This is a genomic window from Acinetobacter amyesii (assembly GCF_023499985.1).
GTDB classification, from domain to species: domain Bacteria; phylum Pseudomonadota; class Gammaproteobacteria; order Pseudomonadales; family Moraxellaceae; genus Acinetobacter; species Acinetobacter amyesii.
This window is the reverse complement of record NZ_JAMCOU010000032.1, coordinates 77,649-93,726: the sequence shown is the minus strand read 5'-3', so window position 1 is coordinate 93,726 and position 16,078 is coordinate 77,649. Positions and strand designations below refer to the sequence as shown.

At 39.1% G+C, this 16,078-nt stretch carries 13 protein-coding genes; 4 read left to right on the top strand and 9 right to left on the bottom strand.

Annotated elements, in window-relative coordinates; translation table 11 throughout:
• Nucleotides 1-88 precede the first annotated feature (88 nt).
• The 6 genes from M5F03_RS10315 to acnD all read right to left on the bottom strand — a co-directional run bounded on the left by M5F03_RS10315 (nt 89) and on the right by acnD (nt 7,996).
• Nucleotides 89-454, bottom strand: a complete 366-nt coding sequence (locus tag M5F03_RS10315; protein WP_249708271.1) for a hypothetical protein — start codon at nt 452-454, stop codon at nt 89-91.
• Between the two features lie 1,808 nt (nt 455-2,262).
• Nucleotides 2,263-2,520: a hypothetical protein gene (locus M5F03_RS10310; protein ID WP_111884816.1), complete on the bottom strand. Its 258-nt coding sequence runs from the start codon at nt 2,518-2,520 to the stop codon at nt 2,263-2,265.
• Nucleotides 2,521-2,625: 105 nt separating this feature from the next.
• Nucleotides 2,626-2,835: a hypothetical protein gene (locus M5F03_RS10305; RefSeq protein ID WP_078191130.1), complete on the bottom strand. Its 210-nt coding sequence runs from the start codon at nt 2,833-2,835 to the stop codon at nt 2,626-2,628.
• Nucleotides 2,836-3,317: 482 nt separating this feature from the next.
• Nucleotides 3,318-3,893, bottom strand: coding sequence for a DUF4126 domain-containing protein (locus M5F03_RS10300; RefSeq protein WP_249708269.1), 576 nt, complete (start codon nt 3,891-3,893; stop codon nt 3,318-3,320).
• Between the two features lie 127 nt (nt 3,894-4,020).
• On the bottom strand, nt 4,021-4,236 hold the full coding sequence (locus M5F03_RS10295; protein WP_180009912.1) for a zinc ribbon-containing protein: 216 nt from the start codon (nt 4,234-4,236) through the stop codon (nt 4,021-4,023).
• Between the two features lie 1,141 nt (nt 4,237-5,377).
• Nucleotides 5,378-7,996 carry a Fe/S-dependent 2-methylisocitrate dehydratase AcnD gene (gene acnD / locus M5F03_RS10290; protein WP_180165038.1) on the bottom strand — a complete coding sequence of 873 codons (2,619 nt, stop codon included), beginning with the start codon at nt 7,994-7,996 and terminating at the stop codon, nt 5,378-5,380.
• A 590-nt stretch (nt 7,997-8,586) separates the two neighbouring features.
• On the opposite strand from acnD, the gene M5F03_RS10285 reads away from it, so the two are divergent.
• From M5F03_RS10285 to M5F03_RS10275, 3 genes are all read left to right on the top strand, one after another.
• Nucleotides 8,587-10,686, top strand: a complete 2,100-nt coding sequence (locus M5F03_RS10285) for a multicopper oxidase family protein (RefSeq protein ID WP_249708268.1) — start codon at nt 8,587-8,589, stop codon at nt 10,684-10,686.
• Between the two features lie 123 nt (nt 10,687-10,809).
• Nucleotides 10,810-11,535 carry a CAF17-like 4Fe-4S cluster assembly/insertion protein YgfZ gene (gene ygfZ / locus M5F03_RS10280; RefSeq protein ID WP_249708267.1) on the top strand — a complete coding sequence of 242 codons (726 nt, stop codon included), beginning with the start codon at nt 10,810-10,812 and terminating at the stop codon, nt 11,533-11,535.
• A 137-nt stretch (nt 11,536-11,672) separates the two neighbouring features.
• Nucleotides 11,673-12,194 carry a hypothetical protein gene (locus M5F03_RS10275; protein ID WP_078191139.1) on the top strand — a complete coding sequence of 174 codons (522 nt, stop codon included), beginning with the start codon at nt 11,673-11,675 and terminating at the stop codon, nt 12,192-12,194.
• Nucleotides 12,195-12,215: 21 nt separating this feature from the next.
• Here the strand turns inward: M5F03_RS10275 and M5F03_RS10270 are convergent, their stop codons facing one another.
• Together M5F03_RS10270 and M5F03_RS10265 are read right to left on the bottom strand one after the other, a co-directional pair.
• On the bottom strand, nt 12,216-13,484 hold the full coding sequence (locus tag M5F03_RS10270) for a PQQ-dependent sugar dehydrogenase (protein WP_249708266.1): 1,269 nt from the start codon (nt 13,482-13,484) through the stop codon (nt 12,216-12,218).
• Nucleotides 13,485-13,692: 208 nt separating this feature from the next.
• Nucleotides 13,693-13,938, bottom strand: a complete 246-nt coding sequence (locus M5F03_RS10265) for a hypothetical protein (protein ID WP_078191141.1) — start codon at nt 13,936-13,938, stop codon at nt 13,693-13,695.
• A gap of 249 nt (nt 13,939-14,187) precedes the next feature.
• Between M5F03_RS10265 and M5F03_RS10260 the strand changes: the two genes are divergently transcribed.
• Nucleotides 14,188-14,994, top strand: coding sequence for a tetratricopeptide repeat protein (locus tag M5F03_RS10260; RefSeq protein WP_249708265.1), 807 nt, complete (start codon nt 14,188-14,190; stop codon nt 14,992-14,994).
• Between the two features lie 73 nt (nt 14,995-15,067).
• On the opposite strand, the gene M5F03_RS10255 is transcribed toward M5F03_RS10260, so the two are convergent.
• Nucleotides 15,068-15,997, bottom strand: a complete 930-nt coding sequence (locus tag M5F03_RS10255) for an AEC family transporter (RefSeq protein WP_180027265.1) — start codon at nt 15,995-15,997, stop codon at nt 15,068-15,070.
• Nucleotides 15,998-16,078: the final 81 nt, after the last annotated feature.

Sequence of the window (16,078 nt, the reverse complement as noted above, 5' to 3'; positions counted from 1 at the left end):
CGATTATTGGCCCCCAATTTACCAAAGGCTGGTGCTAATGAATGAGACAAATCATCCTCCAGTAACTGTAAGATGCTTGCACTCGTGGTTAAAGGATACTGATGTAGTGTATGCGATATTTGCCCTGAAACCACTGCGACAAATGCAAGGCATAAGTTTGTTTAGGCCCAAGACCTAGATGTTGTTTTAAACGGTTCTTTATACCTGTCCGTGATGATCCGACATACAGAATGTGATTGGGTTGATTTAACTTGGCGCAAGCATGGGTTTTCAATGCCTTAAATGCGGCATAATCCTGATATGTCTGCTGTATATCGCCACCAACCTGCTGTATCACATAAATATAATGTGCGTGTTGAGTAAGATCATCAAAACTTGAAAACTCAAATATACGCTCAGCTTTAGTCTGCTGTGCCTGCAGACAATCCTGTATCAATTGATCAAGATAACCCACAATAAAATTATTTAAAATTTAGATAGTTAAGCATAACAACTTTGTGAAAAAGGACAATCCGAAGCTTAGATTAAGTTTGAGTTGTTCTGCGTGATATTTATTACATCAGCAGTGATCAAAATTTGTTGGGAATGAATACGAAGTTTGGAATTTTGAAAAAGATGGAAGGATTTATTATTGATTGAATTCTTAAAAATTTTTTAGGGTGTAAGAGAAAACAGTATTGTTTACTTCAACTATCATCACTTTGTAAGTCATGATCTTATAGCCTATAAACTTCTGGTTTATAGCGTCCTAAGCTGAATCGAGACCTTTTGGGTGAGTACTGTACACGTGTTTTGCACCACTGACAGCATGCTACTCTTTTCAATCTCTATCACACCCTTGAGATATATAGTAGTGGTATCGATGAGGGATTGTTTCCCTGAAAATTACTATTTTTGGCTTATTTTAAAAATATTTTTCACATTTAAAGATATATTGAAAATATTTTCTTCTCGTATCATGTTTTAGCATTTTTTCCATCTGATAAATGACTTTTCCCGAGAATTTTCGCCATAACTTAGCACTCAAACCATCGGGATCATTTGAATTCTAGACAGGACTTTTAACCAATGAGAACTTGTATTGAAATGAGTTCTCCAATTGGATTAAGAGTCAATAATGCATACCACAGCGAGATTTGAAAATTGAGGTGTGCTTGAAAAAAGTAGCAAAAAGCACAGAAGCTATTCAATGCGATGAAAATGAAATTCGTTCAGATTTAACACTTGGCTTAGGACTATTTTTACGGGAGATGCCTGATGATCTTTAAGCTTATGGTGATTAAACTGGTGTGGTTTGTTTTATGCGGATTAAAGGAGTAATGATTCATTATTCTTTTTTATTTTGGCTTAAATTTTGGGGTGGTATAAGAGAAAACAATATTGTTTACTTCAACTATCATCACTTTGTAAGTCATGATCTTATAGCCTATAAACTTCTGGTTTATAGCGTCCTAAGCTGAATCGAGACCTTTTGGGTGAGTACTGTACACGTGTTTTGCACCACTGACAGCATGCTACTCTTTTCAATCTCTATCACACCCTTGATATATACTTTAACCAAAGAGGATCGGGATTAATTTCCTAAGTTTTTCTAATTTTCTGCAAATTCAGCAAATTTTTTCAGCCATTTTAGGTTTAGCAGGATATTTTATCTTTTCAGCTCATTTCAGCGTTTTTTATCTGCAGATTTGCCCAATTATAAGAAAATTTTCTTTTACAACAGACAAAACGTCCAAACACAGCGCTAAATTCTAAAATGTATCGCCACTGAGCATTCATCCCTTCATTTGAATTATCTACATTAATCATGACTCACAAAACACCGCTCAATGAGTAACTAATGATCTAGATCTATCTTTGTTCTACTTATTGAACTGATGTTACGCAGTAACATCAGAAGCGCAATTTGCTTCAAATAAATGAACGATACGCGGTCACGTCATCCGCAAGTGTTTGAGACAGAGCTACTTTTAATCAAAAATGTTTTTGCGATACTTTGAATAATTTGACGGTAATGAGCGAGTTTTGCGGTGAGGAGCATTGCTCCGCAAGATGGTTTCCTTGCGAAGCTTCGCTTCTCATTTTGCCGAATGAGAAACAATGTTTCGTAAGAGTACCTCCAGCCGAAGGCTAATCCATTTATTCAATCCCTAGATATAAGACGCCGTCGAATAGAATTAAAAATCATTTTAAAAATGCAAAACTACTTTTAAGTGTGTAACATCAGCTATTTAATGGATGATCTATTCAACGCATGATTGGTCATTGAGCTAAATAGCTTTGCACCCACTGTGCGCTAAACCACCAACCACTACATGCTGCCATACCACAGAGTAAATTGGCCAAAATTTTATTCATTCGGCTGAGGTCTGATGCATATATTTTGAGATTGATCAAATAAGCAATCACAGCATATACCAGTCCAATCGCACCACCAATGATGATCAGGATCAAAGGCCATGCTGCATAGGCATGTGCCTGTGCTGGATATTTTGTAGAACGGATGGTTTCTGTGGTCATGCTGCATATCCTATTAATAACGCGATTACCTGTTTTAGTTAGCAATTTCTGCGCCATTTTTCTTGGATATACAGCGTTATTTCAAAGTTAATGCATGTTGAATTTCTAGCTTTGACTACAGCATTTATCGCAACCGACCACTTTTTCTGTTGGCCAACTCATACGTGCACGCTTATAAGCGAGTTCGAAATTGGCAAAATAACCAATCAATATTTGCTGGTCAAATTGCGGCATGTCTACACATCCTTGCGTACCATTGTGAATTAAATGCGAGCCATTCGTTAAGGCATTTTCATCCACTATAAATTTAATCATCTACCATTCCCCTCATTATTTTTTATAAAATTCAAAGATTAATAAATCCATATAAAAACTATGTGATTTATAATCACATACTAAAATTATGCCTTTATTGTTTAAAAATCAACCATATTTTAAAGATATTTTTAGGCGTCTCTTGGATGACTTAAACGCAGAATGATGTACTCTTTTAGGATGGATAGGTGGGATTTCTCGATTTCATTTTTTGCGCTTAAGCCGAGTGCTTGGAATGTTGAATAAAGGTATTTTTCACTCGAACTGGCATTAACAAATACGGTGTCCAAATCAGACAACCGAAAGTACTATCTCTAACTGTATGATGGTCTGTGTATCAGTAGCGCTTCTTATAATTTTTATAATCTTTATCAAACTTTGCTAATACTCAGTTTCTGATTTTTATTTCTATATTTATTAAACAAAACGCAGATCACTCACTCTAAAAGATGGATTCATTTTAGAGTGGAATGTTGATTGGTTTATAAAGGGGTATCGACCTGTACAGCTCGTTTTTGGCGAATACGTCGAACCAACCAGATCACGATCGCAATCACTAAGACCACCACGAAAAATGGGACTAAAAAGGCCAATACTGACAAGACAGCAGCGCCAATCCATTCCCCTGTAGATAAGATCGGATTTGCAATGCCACCTGTGGTTGCGGTAGATACGCCACGCGCAGCGACGGTACTCATTTGCACTGCTGTTGCTGTACCACCACCGACGATAATTGCTGCCGCCCAACTGGCAAACTGTGACATTTCACCTGAGCTTACTGCCATTGTGGCGATGGTCCCTGCGATCATTGCTGCGGGTGTTGAAATGGTGTCGAGCGCATTATCTACCCAAGGAATATAGTATGCGGCGATTTCACAAACCGTCGCAATTGCTAAGCCGATACATACTGCAGGCATAGACAACCATTCGAATCCTTTCATCGGTTCGAATAGCCCTAAAATTGAAGCAACACTCATCACTAATAAAGGTACAAAGACACGGAAGCCACAGGCAGCACTTAAGCCAATACCAATACACAGTCCTAATATTGTTTCCATGGGCTTCTCCGAACGGTTAAACGTACAATTTGTTTTTATATATGCTGTGTTATACGTTAGCAAAAAGCCCTATCGAGTGATAGGGCTTTTCTTTCTAAACAGCGGATAACTGTTAGTGTTTTGCAGCTTAGGCATTCTTATTGTTAAATTGATTGCCTTGGCATTTGGTACACGGTGGTAAACGATCAGTACCAATTTCTAAGTAGACGCGGTGTCCGCATTGAACACAAAAATAGAAGCCTGTTCCGGGTTTTTGGCCAGCAGTAACCATTTTTGTTCTCCATGTGTTTTTAGAAATGGTAGATTCAGTATAACTCTCTTGTGATGAATGTCTATTGGTCATTTCGACAATTGATAATGGCATTTAGGCAAAGCATAATTTCGTGTGGAAATTTTGGTGGGTTTCTAATTTGAATTCATTAGGTTCAAAAACCTACATAGGTTCAATACAATACGAAAACTTTAAGTCATGATGAATTTTCTAAAAACCTACTCATTTTGATAAAATAAAACATAAAAAACATTAAGATATTTACATATGTGATACCTATAAATGTGATAAAACTTCCAATAATAAATAACATAAAATCATAATAATTATATTCCCCATTAATCATCAAACCAATAATACTGAATATATACGGTAAACTCTCCTTAAAAAAAAACCTAATATCAAAAAAACACCAATAAAAATATAGAAAAACTTATGAATTAAGCTCCTTTGAATAACGAGTTTTTCTAAACGATAATTTTCTCTACTTATATAATTAAATTTCTTACCCTCAAATCCAGCTTCAATAGCTTTCGAAATAATACATCCATTTTTTCTGTATAAATAATAAACATCAAAAACCACATAAAAAAACAAGCAATATAGTTAGAGTAAGTAAATCAAAATAAGACTTACCAAATAGAAAATACATATAAATAAAACAAAGAATTATCAAACATGCTGACATCCAATCTTTAAACAAAATTAATGCTGTTTCTTTAAAAAAAATACTGCCGAAAAAGTAAAAAAACAATAATAAAACATTGGTGATTAAGATTAAAAAACAATCAAAAGAAAACACACCTATCATTACATTGAAAAATAAAATGACAGTAAAATAGCAAAGCATAGTTCCTAATTGAATATCAGATAAAATCTTTTTAGGAAGTAGTTCCACATTATTAAAATACATAAATTAAATATCTCAGCTTTATTATTTTTATTTAAAAAAATCTATTAATTAAATCACTACCATTAAATTAAAGCCATTTCTAACTCCCACTAATTTATCATCCTATATTTGGTAATCTTGGCTTCAACTTATTTACTCTATAAAAAAAACCACATAAATGTAGGGTGTTTTTTAAACAATATCAATTACTTTAATCTCCCCCTTGCGAAGTAATACTTCTCATCTTTTAAAAGAGGGGAACTCCCTCCTTTTTCAAAGGTGAGGAATATATTCCGTAAGGGGTGGATTTAAAGAATTACATCAAGCCACATTCCCTTCCAAGAAATCCTGTGCAAAGCGTTGTAACACACCACCCGCTTCATACACATGCACTTCTTCTTCGGTATCCAAACGGCAAGTCACAGGCACTTTAATAATTTCATTTTTGCCGTCTGCTGTAGAACGCTCAACCACCAAAGTCAGGTCAGAACGCGGCGCAATATTGCCAATCACGCTATACAGCTCTGTACCATCCAACTTCAAAGTTTTACGGTCAGTCCCTGCTTTAAACTCAAGCGGTAACACGCCCATACCGACCAAGTTAGTACGGTGAATACGCTCAAAACCTTCTGCCACAATTACTTCTACACCCGCAAGGCGCACACCTTTGGCAGCCCAGTCACGGCTCGAACCTTGACCGTAGTCCTTACCTGCAATGATGATCAGCGGTTGCTTACGGTTCATGTAAGTTTCAATTGCTTCCCACATACGCATCACTTCGCCTTCAGGCTCTACACGCGCTTTTGAACCTTGCTTGATCGTACCGTCAGAGCGAACCACCATTTCATTAAACAATTTCGGGTTGGCAAATGTCGCACGCTGTGCAGTCAAATGGTCACCACGGTGGGTTGCGTATGAGTTAAAGTCTTCTTCAGGCACGCCCATTTTATGCAGATACTCACCTGCTGCCGAATCCATCATGATCGCATTTGAAGGCGATAAATGGTCTGTGGTGATGTTGTCAGGCAAGATCGCAAGCGGACGCATATTTGCAAGTGTACGCGGTGCAGCCAATGCCCCTTCCCAATACGGCGGACGGCGGATATAAGTACTTTGCGGACGCCAGTCGTATAGTGGGCTTGCCGCTTTTTCACGCTCACCCAAATCAAACATTGGGATATACACTTTCTTAAACTGTTCAGGCTTCACCGCTTTTTTCACCAATGCATCAATTTCAGCATCAGACGGCCAAATGTCTTTTAAGTAAATTGGATTACCGTCTTTGTCATTGCCCAGTGAATCGGTTTCGATATCAAAACGAATCGTCCCTGCAATTGCATACGCCACAACGAGTGGAGGCGAAGCCAAGAACGCTTGTTTTGCATAAGGATGGATACGTCCGTCAAAGTTACGGTTACCTGAAAGTACCGCAGTTGCGTACAAATCACGATCAATAATTTCTTGTTGGATTTTTGGATCTAAAGCACCTGACATACCATTACACGTGGTACATGCATATGCCACGATACCAAAGCCTAGTTTTTCTAAATCACCGAGTACACCAGCTTCTTCGAGGTATAAAGCTGCTGCTTTAGAACCTGGTGCAAATGATGATTTCACCCAAGGTTTACGCACAAGTCCTAACTCATTAGCTTTACGTGCAAGTAAGCCTGCTGCCACGGTATTACGTGGGTTAGAAGTGTTTGTACATGAGGTGATTGCTGCAATGATGATTGCGCCATCAGGCATTAAACCTTCAGCTTCCTGAGCTTTAGCCGCTTCTAAGTTACCTGCAATGCCTTTCGCTTTTAAATCAGCGGTTGATACACGTGCATGTGGATTCGATGGACCTGCAATATTACGAGTGACTTGTGATAAATCAAAACGTAGTACACGCGGGTATTCTGCCGCTGTCATATCCGACGCCCAAAGACCAATTTCTTTGGCATAGGTTTCAACCAATTTCACTTGATCCGCTTCACGGCCTGTCAATGTCAGGTAATCAATGGTGTTTTGGTCAATGTAGAACATCGCAGCCGTTGCACCATATTCAGGGGTCATGTTTGAGATCGTCGCACGGTCGCCTACAGACATACTGTCTGCACCTTCACCGAAGAACTCTAAATAAGCACCGACGACACGTTCTTTACGCAAGAATTCAGTTAAAGCCAATACGATGTCAGTTGCGGTGATGCCTGCTTTACGCTGACCGACAAGCTCTACACCAATGATGTCTGGCAGACGCATCCAAGATGCTCGGCCAAGCATCACATTTTCAGCTTCTAGACCGCCGACACCAACAGAAATTACGCCCAATGCATCAGTATGCGGCGTATGTGAGTCTGTACCCACGCAGGTATCAGGAAATGCCAGACCATCACGGTTTTGAATCACTGGAGACATTTTCTCCAAGTTGATTTGATGCATGATACCGTTACCCGCAGGGATCACATCGACATTTTCAAATGCTGTTTTGGTCCATTCAATGAAATGGAAGCGGTCTTCATTACGGCGGTCTTCAATCGCACGGTTTTTCTCAAATGCGTCTGGGTCAAAACCGCCAAACTCTACAGCTAGAGAATGGTCAACAATCAGCTGTGTTGGAACAACAGGATTGACTTTTGACGGGTCACCGCCTTGGTCTGCAATCGCATCACGCAAGCCTGCAAGGTCAACCAAGGCTGTTTGACCTAAGATGTCATGGCACACCACACGTGCAGGGTACCAAGGGAAATCGTGGTCTTGTTTGCGGTTAATCAGTTCTTTTAAAGACTGTTCTAAGATTGCAGGGTCGCATTTACGAACCAACTGCTCTGCAAGGACTTTAGATGTATATGGGAGTTTTGCGTATGCGCCTGGCTGAATATCTTCTACGGCTTGGCGTACATCGAAGTATTCTAGCTGAGTGCCTTGCAGCGGTTTACGGTAGTTGTTGTTCATAGCGTTCCTGCCCTCGGTCTTTCATTTTTTGCGTTGTCTTTTTCATAGACAATTCATCTTTGTTCGATAGGCATACTACACTGCCGAAAACCCATTTCCCAAATCTTATATATTTCATATAGTTAAATATAAAAATAGGGGTTTTTGAAATATTTAGTTACACTAACTTTGGAATATTCGCTCTAAATATGAATTTTTTTGAAAAATAGCTGCAAATCCGCCTCATTCTTTAGTCTAAGGAAAATTGCACTGCATAATATTTAATCTAAATATCAACCAAATTGATTAAAAATCAGTCTTATCAATTTTAGTATTTAATAATCAAGGCATTAAATTATTTTATTAGCTTATTGCGCCTCAAAGTCATAATGTGAATCAAAACACGGTTTTATTATTTATTTTATCTTAATTCTCAATTTATCCCTATTTGCAGGGATAGCGTCGAATCACTCCTCTCTCAGATAATAAAAACACGACATACAAGCACAGTAATTCGCTGTACTCGCCAAAATAATCACAATATTTACAAAACCTTAGCTAAATAAATCAGCGACTACTGTTCTACCGTCATTATGCTTTGGGGAAAGATCATGACAAAATTTAAAACCATCATTGGGGCTGGCTGCCTCTTAAGCTGTCTCAGCTTCATTGCCTGTGGCGACAACGACCAATCGACAACAGATTCGACGACTCAAGAAGAGGAAGTAGACTCACCGACTGTCATCTCGAATCCACCACGTTTGAAAGCCAATGCACAAGGTGAGCATGAACTGCTGATTGCCTATAAACGCCAAGCCTTATACGACCCTGAAACCGGTGAAAATGACCTATTACAGGTCAGAGGCTATCTGACTAAACCTGAACTCTGGAACTCGAAAAATAGCGATGGCAGTGTCTCTGATGTACTGGTTGGCCCACAAATTCGTGCGAAACAAGGTGACAATTTAAAAATTCATCTGGTCAATCACCTCCCTGTTGAATCGACGGAGACCTGTCCAAGTCCAGTGACCAATATTAACCAAGGGAACTGTTTTAACACCACAAATTTACATACACATGGTCTTTGGGTTAGCCCGCAAGGAAATAGTGACAACGTATTTTTGAGCTTAAAACCTCAGCAAGATTTTCATTACGAATTTAAGATCGAACCGAATCATCCTGCGGGAACATTTTGGTATCACTCGCATGTGCATGGTTCAACCCCGATTCAGGTCTCAAGTGGCATGGCTGGCCCTTTGATTATTGAGGGAGAGCGGAAACCTGTCATTCGTCAGGGGCAAATTCAGCAGACTGGAGATTTGGACATCTTATGGAAAAATCAAAAAACCCAGCAGTATGACCATGAAAAAATCATGCTATTCCAGCAGATTCAATACAATGAAGATTGCGACAGCAATTTAAGCCAAGTGAATGGTACACCCTGCATCTATAGCTTAGAAGATTATTCAAAACTCGATATACCCACCTCATGGGCGGATGAAAATCGTTTTACCAGTATCAATGGCAAAATGTTTGGTGAAATTAAGGTGGATCAGAACCAATACCACCGCTGGCGCATGATTCACGGCGGTATCCGTGACACCATTGGTTTGACCATCAAAGAACTGCCTGATTCTGCGCTCTTTACCGCAGAGCAAACCCTGAGCGAATGTCAAAAATATCAAAGTAAGTCGATGTCTTCACAGTTTAAAACGCTGAAAACATTACCGTTATATACCCTTGCACAAGACGGCTTAACCATGGGGAAAATCCAAAAGCACGGGATTGAAATTTTTCAACCGGGTTATCGTTTTGATGCCATGCTCGCCTTCCCGACCACCAATAAATACTGTGTATACGATGCCAAGCTGAATCTAGAAGATGAAATTAATGCGCCTGAATCAAGTCCGTTACTTCGTCGCGTACCAGAAGAAAAACTCAATACACAGCTCCTCGGTTGGGTCAATGTGCAAGCAACTCAACTACCGCAGCAAACGCCGTTTAACTTCTTAAAAAGTCAGGCCACCCAACTAAAACTGGCACCAGAAGTGATTGCACAGCTCGAACAGGGTGATTTATCAGCCTTTATCTCGCATGCGAGTTTAATGACTGCTGAAGTCGATGAAATGCTCAAAACGATGGCGAAGCAAATCACCAACTTTGACATTCTGTTCAATACAGATGGCAGCTTTAAATTTGGTATTCGTCATGCCGAAGAAGGTACCTTGATCAGCTTTGGCGATGCCTACCATGATGAAGACCATACCCACCATAGCTATGTCCGCAAGCTTCCAATCGGGCAAACTCAAGAGTGGGAGTTAAGCAGTAATGTTGCCAGTCTTCCCTTCCATATTCATGTCAATCCATTCCAAGTGGTGAAAATATTGAATGAAAATGGTGTCGATGTCAGTGCGATCGGCAGCTCAGATAAAGATGGTGCAGGAAATATTGACTCGCAATATCATGGAATGAAAGGCGTTTGGAAAGATACGCTCTTCGTCAAACAGGGCTATAAAATCTTTGTACGCAGTAAGTACGAAAAATTTGAAGGTGACTTCGTGCTGCACTGCCATATTTTAGACCATGAAGATCAAGGCATGATGGAAACCGTGCGTATTTGTGGCGATCAATATGATTGTAATAGTAAACCGCCTTCACATCATTCCACTATGGATATGACTGCAAGCGATATGCCGACACACAGTCACTAAGACCGATCTCTGCTGTACAAAAGCCCATATCAATATGGGCTTTTTGTTTGCCTAACACTGCGGCTTGCTGCAAAATAACATGATTAATGATATCTAAAATTTATACTGAGGCTGGTCATGACAATGTCTATGGCATTCACATCTTTTTCTCTCAACGGTGTCGATGCACAAAAATTTTTACAAGGGCAAGTGACTTTACATGTTGAACGCCTTGAAGAAAATGCAACACGTTATACCGCAATCTGCGACCTCAAAGGCCGTATTCATTTTGGTTTATGGCTCACCAAACACAGTGCTGAAAGTTTTTCTATTGTCACTACAGCAGATCAAGCCGAAGAATTTGCCAAACATATTAAAAAATATGGTGCATTTTCTAAGATGAAACTTGAAGAAACTGGTGCAGTTTTTCCGATTTTAGTCGGTGATGAAACGACATTTACTTCGGAACCGACGGATGTTGCAGCATGGGAAATTCAAGCGATTCAAGCGGGTCAAGCTTATATTGACCAAGCGATTGAACATGTGTTCCAACCGCAAGAGTTACGTCTACATCAGCGTGAAGGCGTCCACTATGACAAAGGCTGTTATTTGGGTCAGGAAGTGATTGCACGTTTATGGTTTAAAGCCAAACCGAAAGCTTGGTTGCATGCGATTTCAGGTACAGGCGCTGCTCCTGCACAAGGCGAACAGCTGAATAAAGGCGTACAAGTCGTCAATAGCGCGGCTGTAGATAATGGTTATGTAGCATTGGTTGTTGCTCGTCCAGAAGCTTTAGAAGAGTTAGATGTAACTGTTTTAGCCTTGCCTGAAGCTTTGAATGGTGATGTGGCACGTCCGCAGTCAGCTTAAATAAATTCAGAAGATAGCTACATTTAGCTATCTTCTTTTATAATAAATCTAAGTTTTAAATTTTAAAATTCATCATGTTAATTTGACTATTTTTAAACTAAAATGCACTCCGAATTTTAACAATAAACTATATAACGATGCATCAGACACAATTTCAAGACCCAAAGCACAAGATCATTGCCCTTTATTACGGAATTTTTGCCCTTCTAGGCATGGTCATACTCGGCAATCAATTGCTTTCAATTCAGCTATCTCTACTTGTTTTGATTATTATTCTTGTACTGTATGCCCAACTCTTTTTCATGCTAATGGGCGCTATCAAATATTGGAAAAGAGATGTTCTAGGCTTGAAAATACTGTTTTGGATCAGCTTAAGCCTTGTCCCGATTATTATCACACCCTTAGTCATTTACTATCCAAAAGTAACAACTGGCTTTTTTCTCTTTATGCAAAGCTCTTTTGGCTTCAGTAGCACAGGCTTCGAGTTTCATGTTGCCTACGACACCCAACTCACCCTCTTAAATACATCTTTTTGGGGAATTGGAATCAATCTTATTGAATTTTTTCTATGGTTACGCTTTAAGAATATTGCAGCAAATAATCATATTTCGATTGCCCATTTCAAGAATGAAGACTTAGAACTGAAACGCTATGATTAGCCATTTTTGATCGTATATAAACTAGAATTCTGACATCAGGTCTGACCATCTAAATCTTCTGACCATCCCTAAGCACTCAAAGCCAAAGCCTAAAAACTTTGGCTTTTTATCACTCATTTTTTCCCTCACATAATAAATCACCCCTGCCCGATCATCTGAAAAATAAAAAGATTTTTCATCGACCTTATAAATATCAGCAGGTCGCCCATGCACCGTTTTACCGACTAAAAAGCCATCCATAAAGGTTTCAAGTTTTTGTCCTTTACGCATCATTGCAATTTGATAGCCATGGCCAATCGCCTCGTCGGTAGAGCCATGCAAAGCCACTAAAAAAGCATTTTTAATGGTGGAATCGGTATGAGGGTCATCAAAATAATCAAACCCCAATGCAGAGGTATGTGAAGGGAAATAAGTATAGGGCGATGGAACATTTTTACAGCCAGATGCACGTTTAAATTTAGGATCCGCTAATACTTTGCCCTGCCATGAATAACATGCGGGCCAGCCATAATCGGCATCCCGCTTTAACGCATAAAAAGTTTCATCAGGCTTTTTACTTCCCAAATGATCAGAACCTTGATTGGTAGCAAATAGAAATCTACCGATCCATTTTAATCCAACTGCATTACGCAAACCTGTCGCATAAATCCGTTGCTCTGAACCATCAGGATTCATCTCGATGACGGATGCTCGCACTTTTTCTTTTTCTACACAGGCGTTACAACTCGAGCCAACCGACACATAGATTTTTCCATTTCCACCGACTGCAATCGTCCGCGTCAGATGCCAACCACCGTATTTATAACTCAAACCATAATCTGGAAATGTCGCTAAAACTTCAGCCTTACTCAAAGGCTGAGTTTCACCTCTGTTGAATTTTTGCCGTGTCAGTTGGTGCGTTTCTGCCAAATAGAGCCAATCCTGTCCTTGAGCATCGGTATAAAACTGAACTGAATTTGGATTTCTCAAACCGGTCAGATAAGGAATGATTTTGCCAAATTTACCTGTGTCAGCATTCCAATCATCCAATATATACACAGTACCTTTTTTATTATCTGTTAGATCATACATATCCGTGACAAACATTCTGCGATCAGGCGCTTGCGCAAAAAAGCGTACCCGTTTGAGACCTTCAGCAGCAGGAATGATCTCGAAATTTGCAGGCAAATTTAAAGAAAACTGCTTGCCATTTTTTAAATGGATTGGATGCGGAACAAGCTTGGGTTGTTGAGCCCAACTGGTTATTGAACAGACGAAACTAAGGATCAAGATGGCACTTATTTTTATCATATTTAAATACATCTCAATGAATCATGTATATCTGTATTCATCATAGATGTCTTGTATCTATTTTATTCAATTTATATTTTTAGAAAATATTATACTTTTGAAAATTAAAGTTTTTTTAAATCACATACGCTGTTGCAGTACACAACAAACAAAAATAAGGAGGAACTTTACTCCCCCTCACTTCTTCGTTTTTAAATCATGATTTTAATCAAAATCCATGAAACAGCTTATTCATGTCTTTGCATACATATTCTTTAAAATGATAGGCGCGCGCATGTTTGGCATCAAATTTAGCTTCCAAATCGCCTTTTTTGAAAATATAAACACGATCCTCTTTACTGACTAAAAACTCTGCGCCCAGTTTCATCAAAAGCGCATCAATTTTATCTTCATCTGCAATCGATTCATCTGCATTAATTTTATCGTAATTGCGTTTAATGCCTTTAATAAACATCGCGCTGCCTCTGAGAAAATAACAATGCGCGATTAAATCAGAGTCCTGCTTTTTTGCAAAGGCTTTTGATGCAATAAAGTCGTGGCATTTAAAGCGCTAAGGGCAATCAACATTATTTTATAAAAACGCTTTAAATCACAATTCCTCACTTTACATTTACGTAAATCTACCTATGATGTAAAAACCGACAAAAATAACCACCAAAACACATAAACGGAATTATGTGTATGATTTAAAAAAGGTTTCAAGATGAAAAAAATCTTACTTGCAAGCATTTTAGCAATGAGCACTCAATTGGCTTTTGCTGAAACCAAAACAGATACCGTCGATCCTGAATTTGCTAAAGTGGAAGCTATGGTCAAGGCCAAAGATATGAATGGCGCCTACCAAACACTGAGCAAGCTTGCAGCAAAAGGTAATGCTCAGGCCATTTATAATTTGGGCTATCTTACTCAAACAGGTCAAGGCGTAGCGAAGGATGAGAAAAAAGCCATCCAACTCTATGAACAGGCTGCAGCTAAAGGCTACCCAGTTGCAAACTATGTTTTAGGTAAAAATTATGCAACGGGCACACTGGGCTTAAAACAAGATACCAATAAGGCCAAACAATATTTAGAACGTGCATCTTCGGCTGGTTTTGAAGATGCCACTATAGACTATGCCATTTTACTTTTTGCAGAAAATAAGCCTGAGTCAGATAAATTGGCACTCAGCAAACTTGATCCGCTGATTAAAAAAGGCAACTACCCTGCGATTCATGCCAAAGCACTTTATGACATCAGTGCTGGCTTTAAAGCTAAAAATGAAAAGCCTATTCAACAAGGTCTAAATAGCATTCAAGAGTTAGCGAAAAAAGGTTATGTCCCTGCATTGATGGCAGTGGGCAATATGTTTGTAAATGGCAATATCATCCCGCAAAATTTGCCTGAAGCTAAAAAAATATTTAGTGCATTAGCCAAAGAAAATATTCCGCAAGCTAAAGAATCTTTGGCAACCGTGGATAAAATGATTGCTGAACAAGCCAAAGCGCCAAAAGCCAATGCGAAAAAGAGTTAATTGAGCATTAAAAAAAGCCCTGCACATGCAGGGCTTTTTTCATGGGTTTAAGCAAATCTTGAGCTGATCAAAATCACGCCCACCACAAACTGATTAATACGCCTGTTACGACAAATCCCAAGATGGTACTCATCAACAAAGGCGTTAAGGTCTTTTCATTTAAGCCATAAACTTGCCCAAGCATGGCAAAAATCGTCGGCATCGGCAATGCGGCAATAATCGTCCCTGCATATAACATCTCTTGGCTGACATCGGTCAAATAGCGTAAGCCTAAATAAGTCAGTAAAGGCATCACCAAGTTGCTTGAAATAACCAAATAGAAGCTCTGAGCATTCACATACTTTAAGCTCATACCGACAATTCCCCCACCAATTGCAAACAATGCCAGTGGTGAAGCCGTTTGACCTAACATCGCCAGTACATCATTGATTTGATGAGGCAAACGGATTTGGAAAATTGCAAACCCAATCCCTAGCATTACCCCTGCAAAGAGTGGATTTTTTAACAGGGTCATTAAGGTATTTTTGATGATGTCGCCAATATTGGCTTTTTGCTGTGAACTTCCTAATTGTGCAAGGACCAGCACCGTTGGAATCAGTAGCACACTTTCAATAATGACGATTAATGAGGTATAGGTCATCGCATTTTGACCGACCAATAAGCTTAGGACAGCGGTGCCAATTAAGCCTGTATTTGACATGCCAGCGCCTAATGACAGTACCGCTGTTTGCGACATATTATTTTTAAAATGTGTCGACAATAGCCAATAGGCCATGCCATACAGTAAAAAAGTGACTCCGGTATAAACAAAGAAATAGCCGGGATACCAAATTTGATGCAAATCTTTAGAAGCTAATGACTGAAAAAACAAAGCCGGCAGTGCAATCTTAATCACAAATGCACCAATGGTTCCGACCTGTTCCTTGCTCAATAAACTGCATTTTACAGATAGATATCCCAAGGCCAAAAGAAAAAAGATTGGACCAATCACCTCAAAGACCATACGAAATATCCTGTGTAATAGACTCTTCTATCCACACCCTCAACCTGAGAGTGTAGATCGGCCCGTTATAAATTTTGAAAA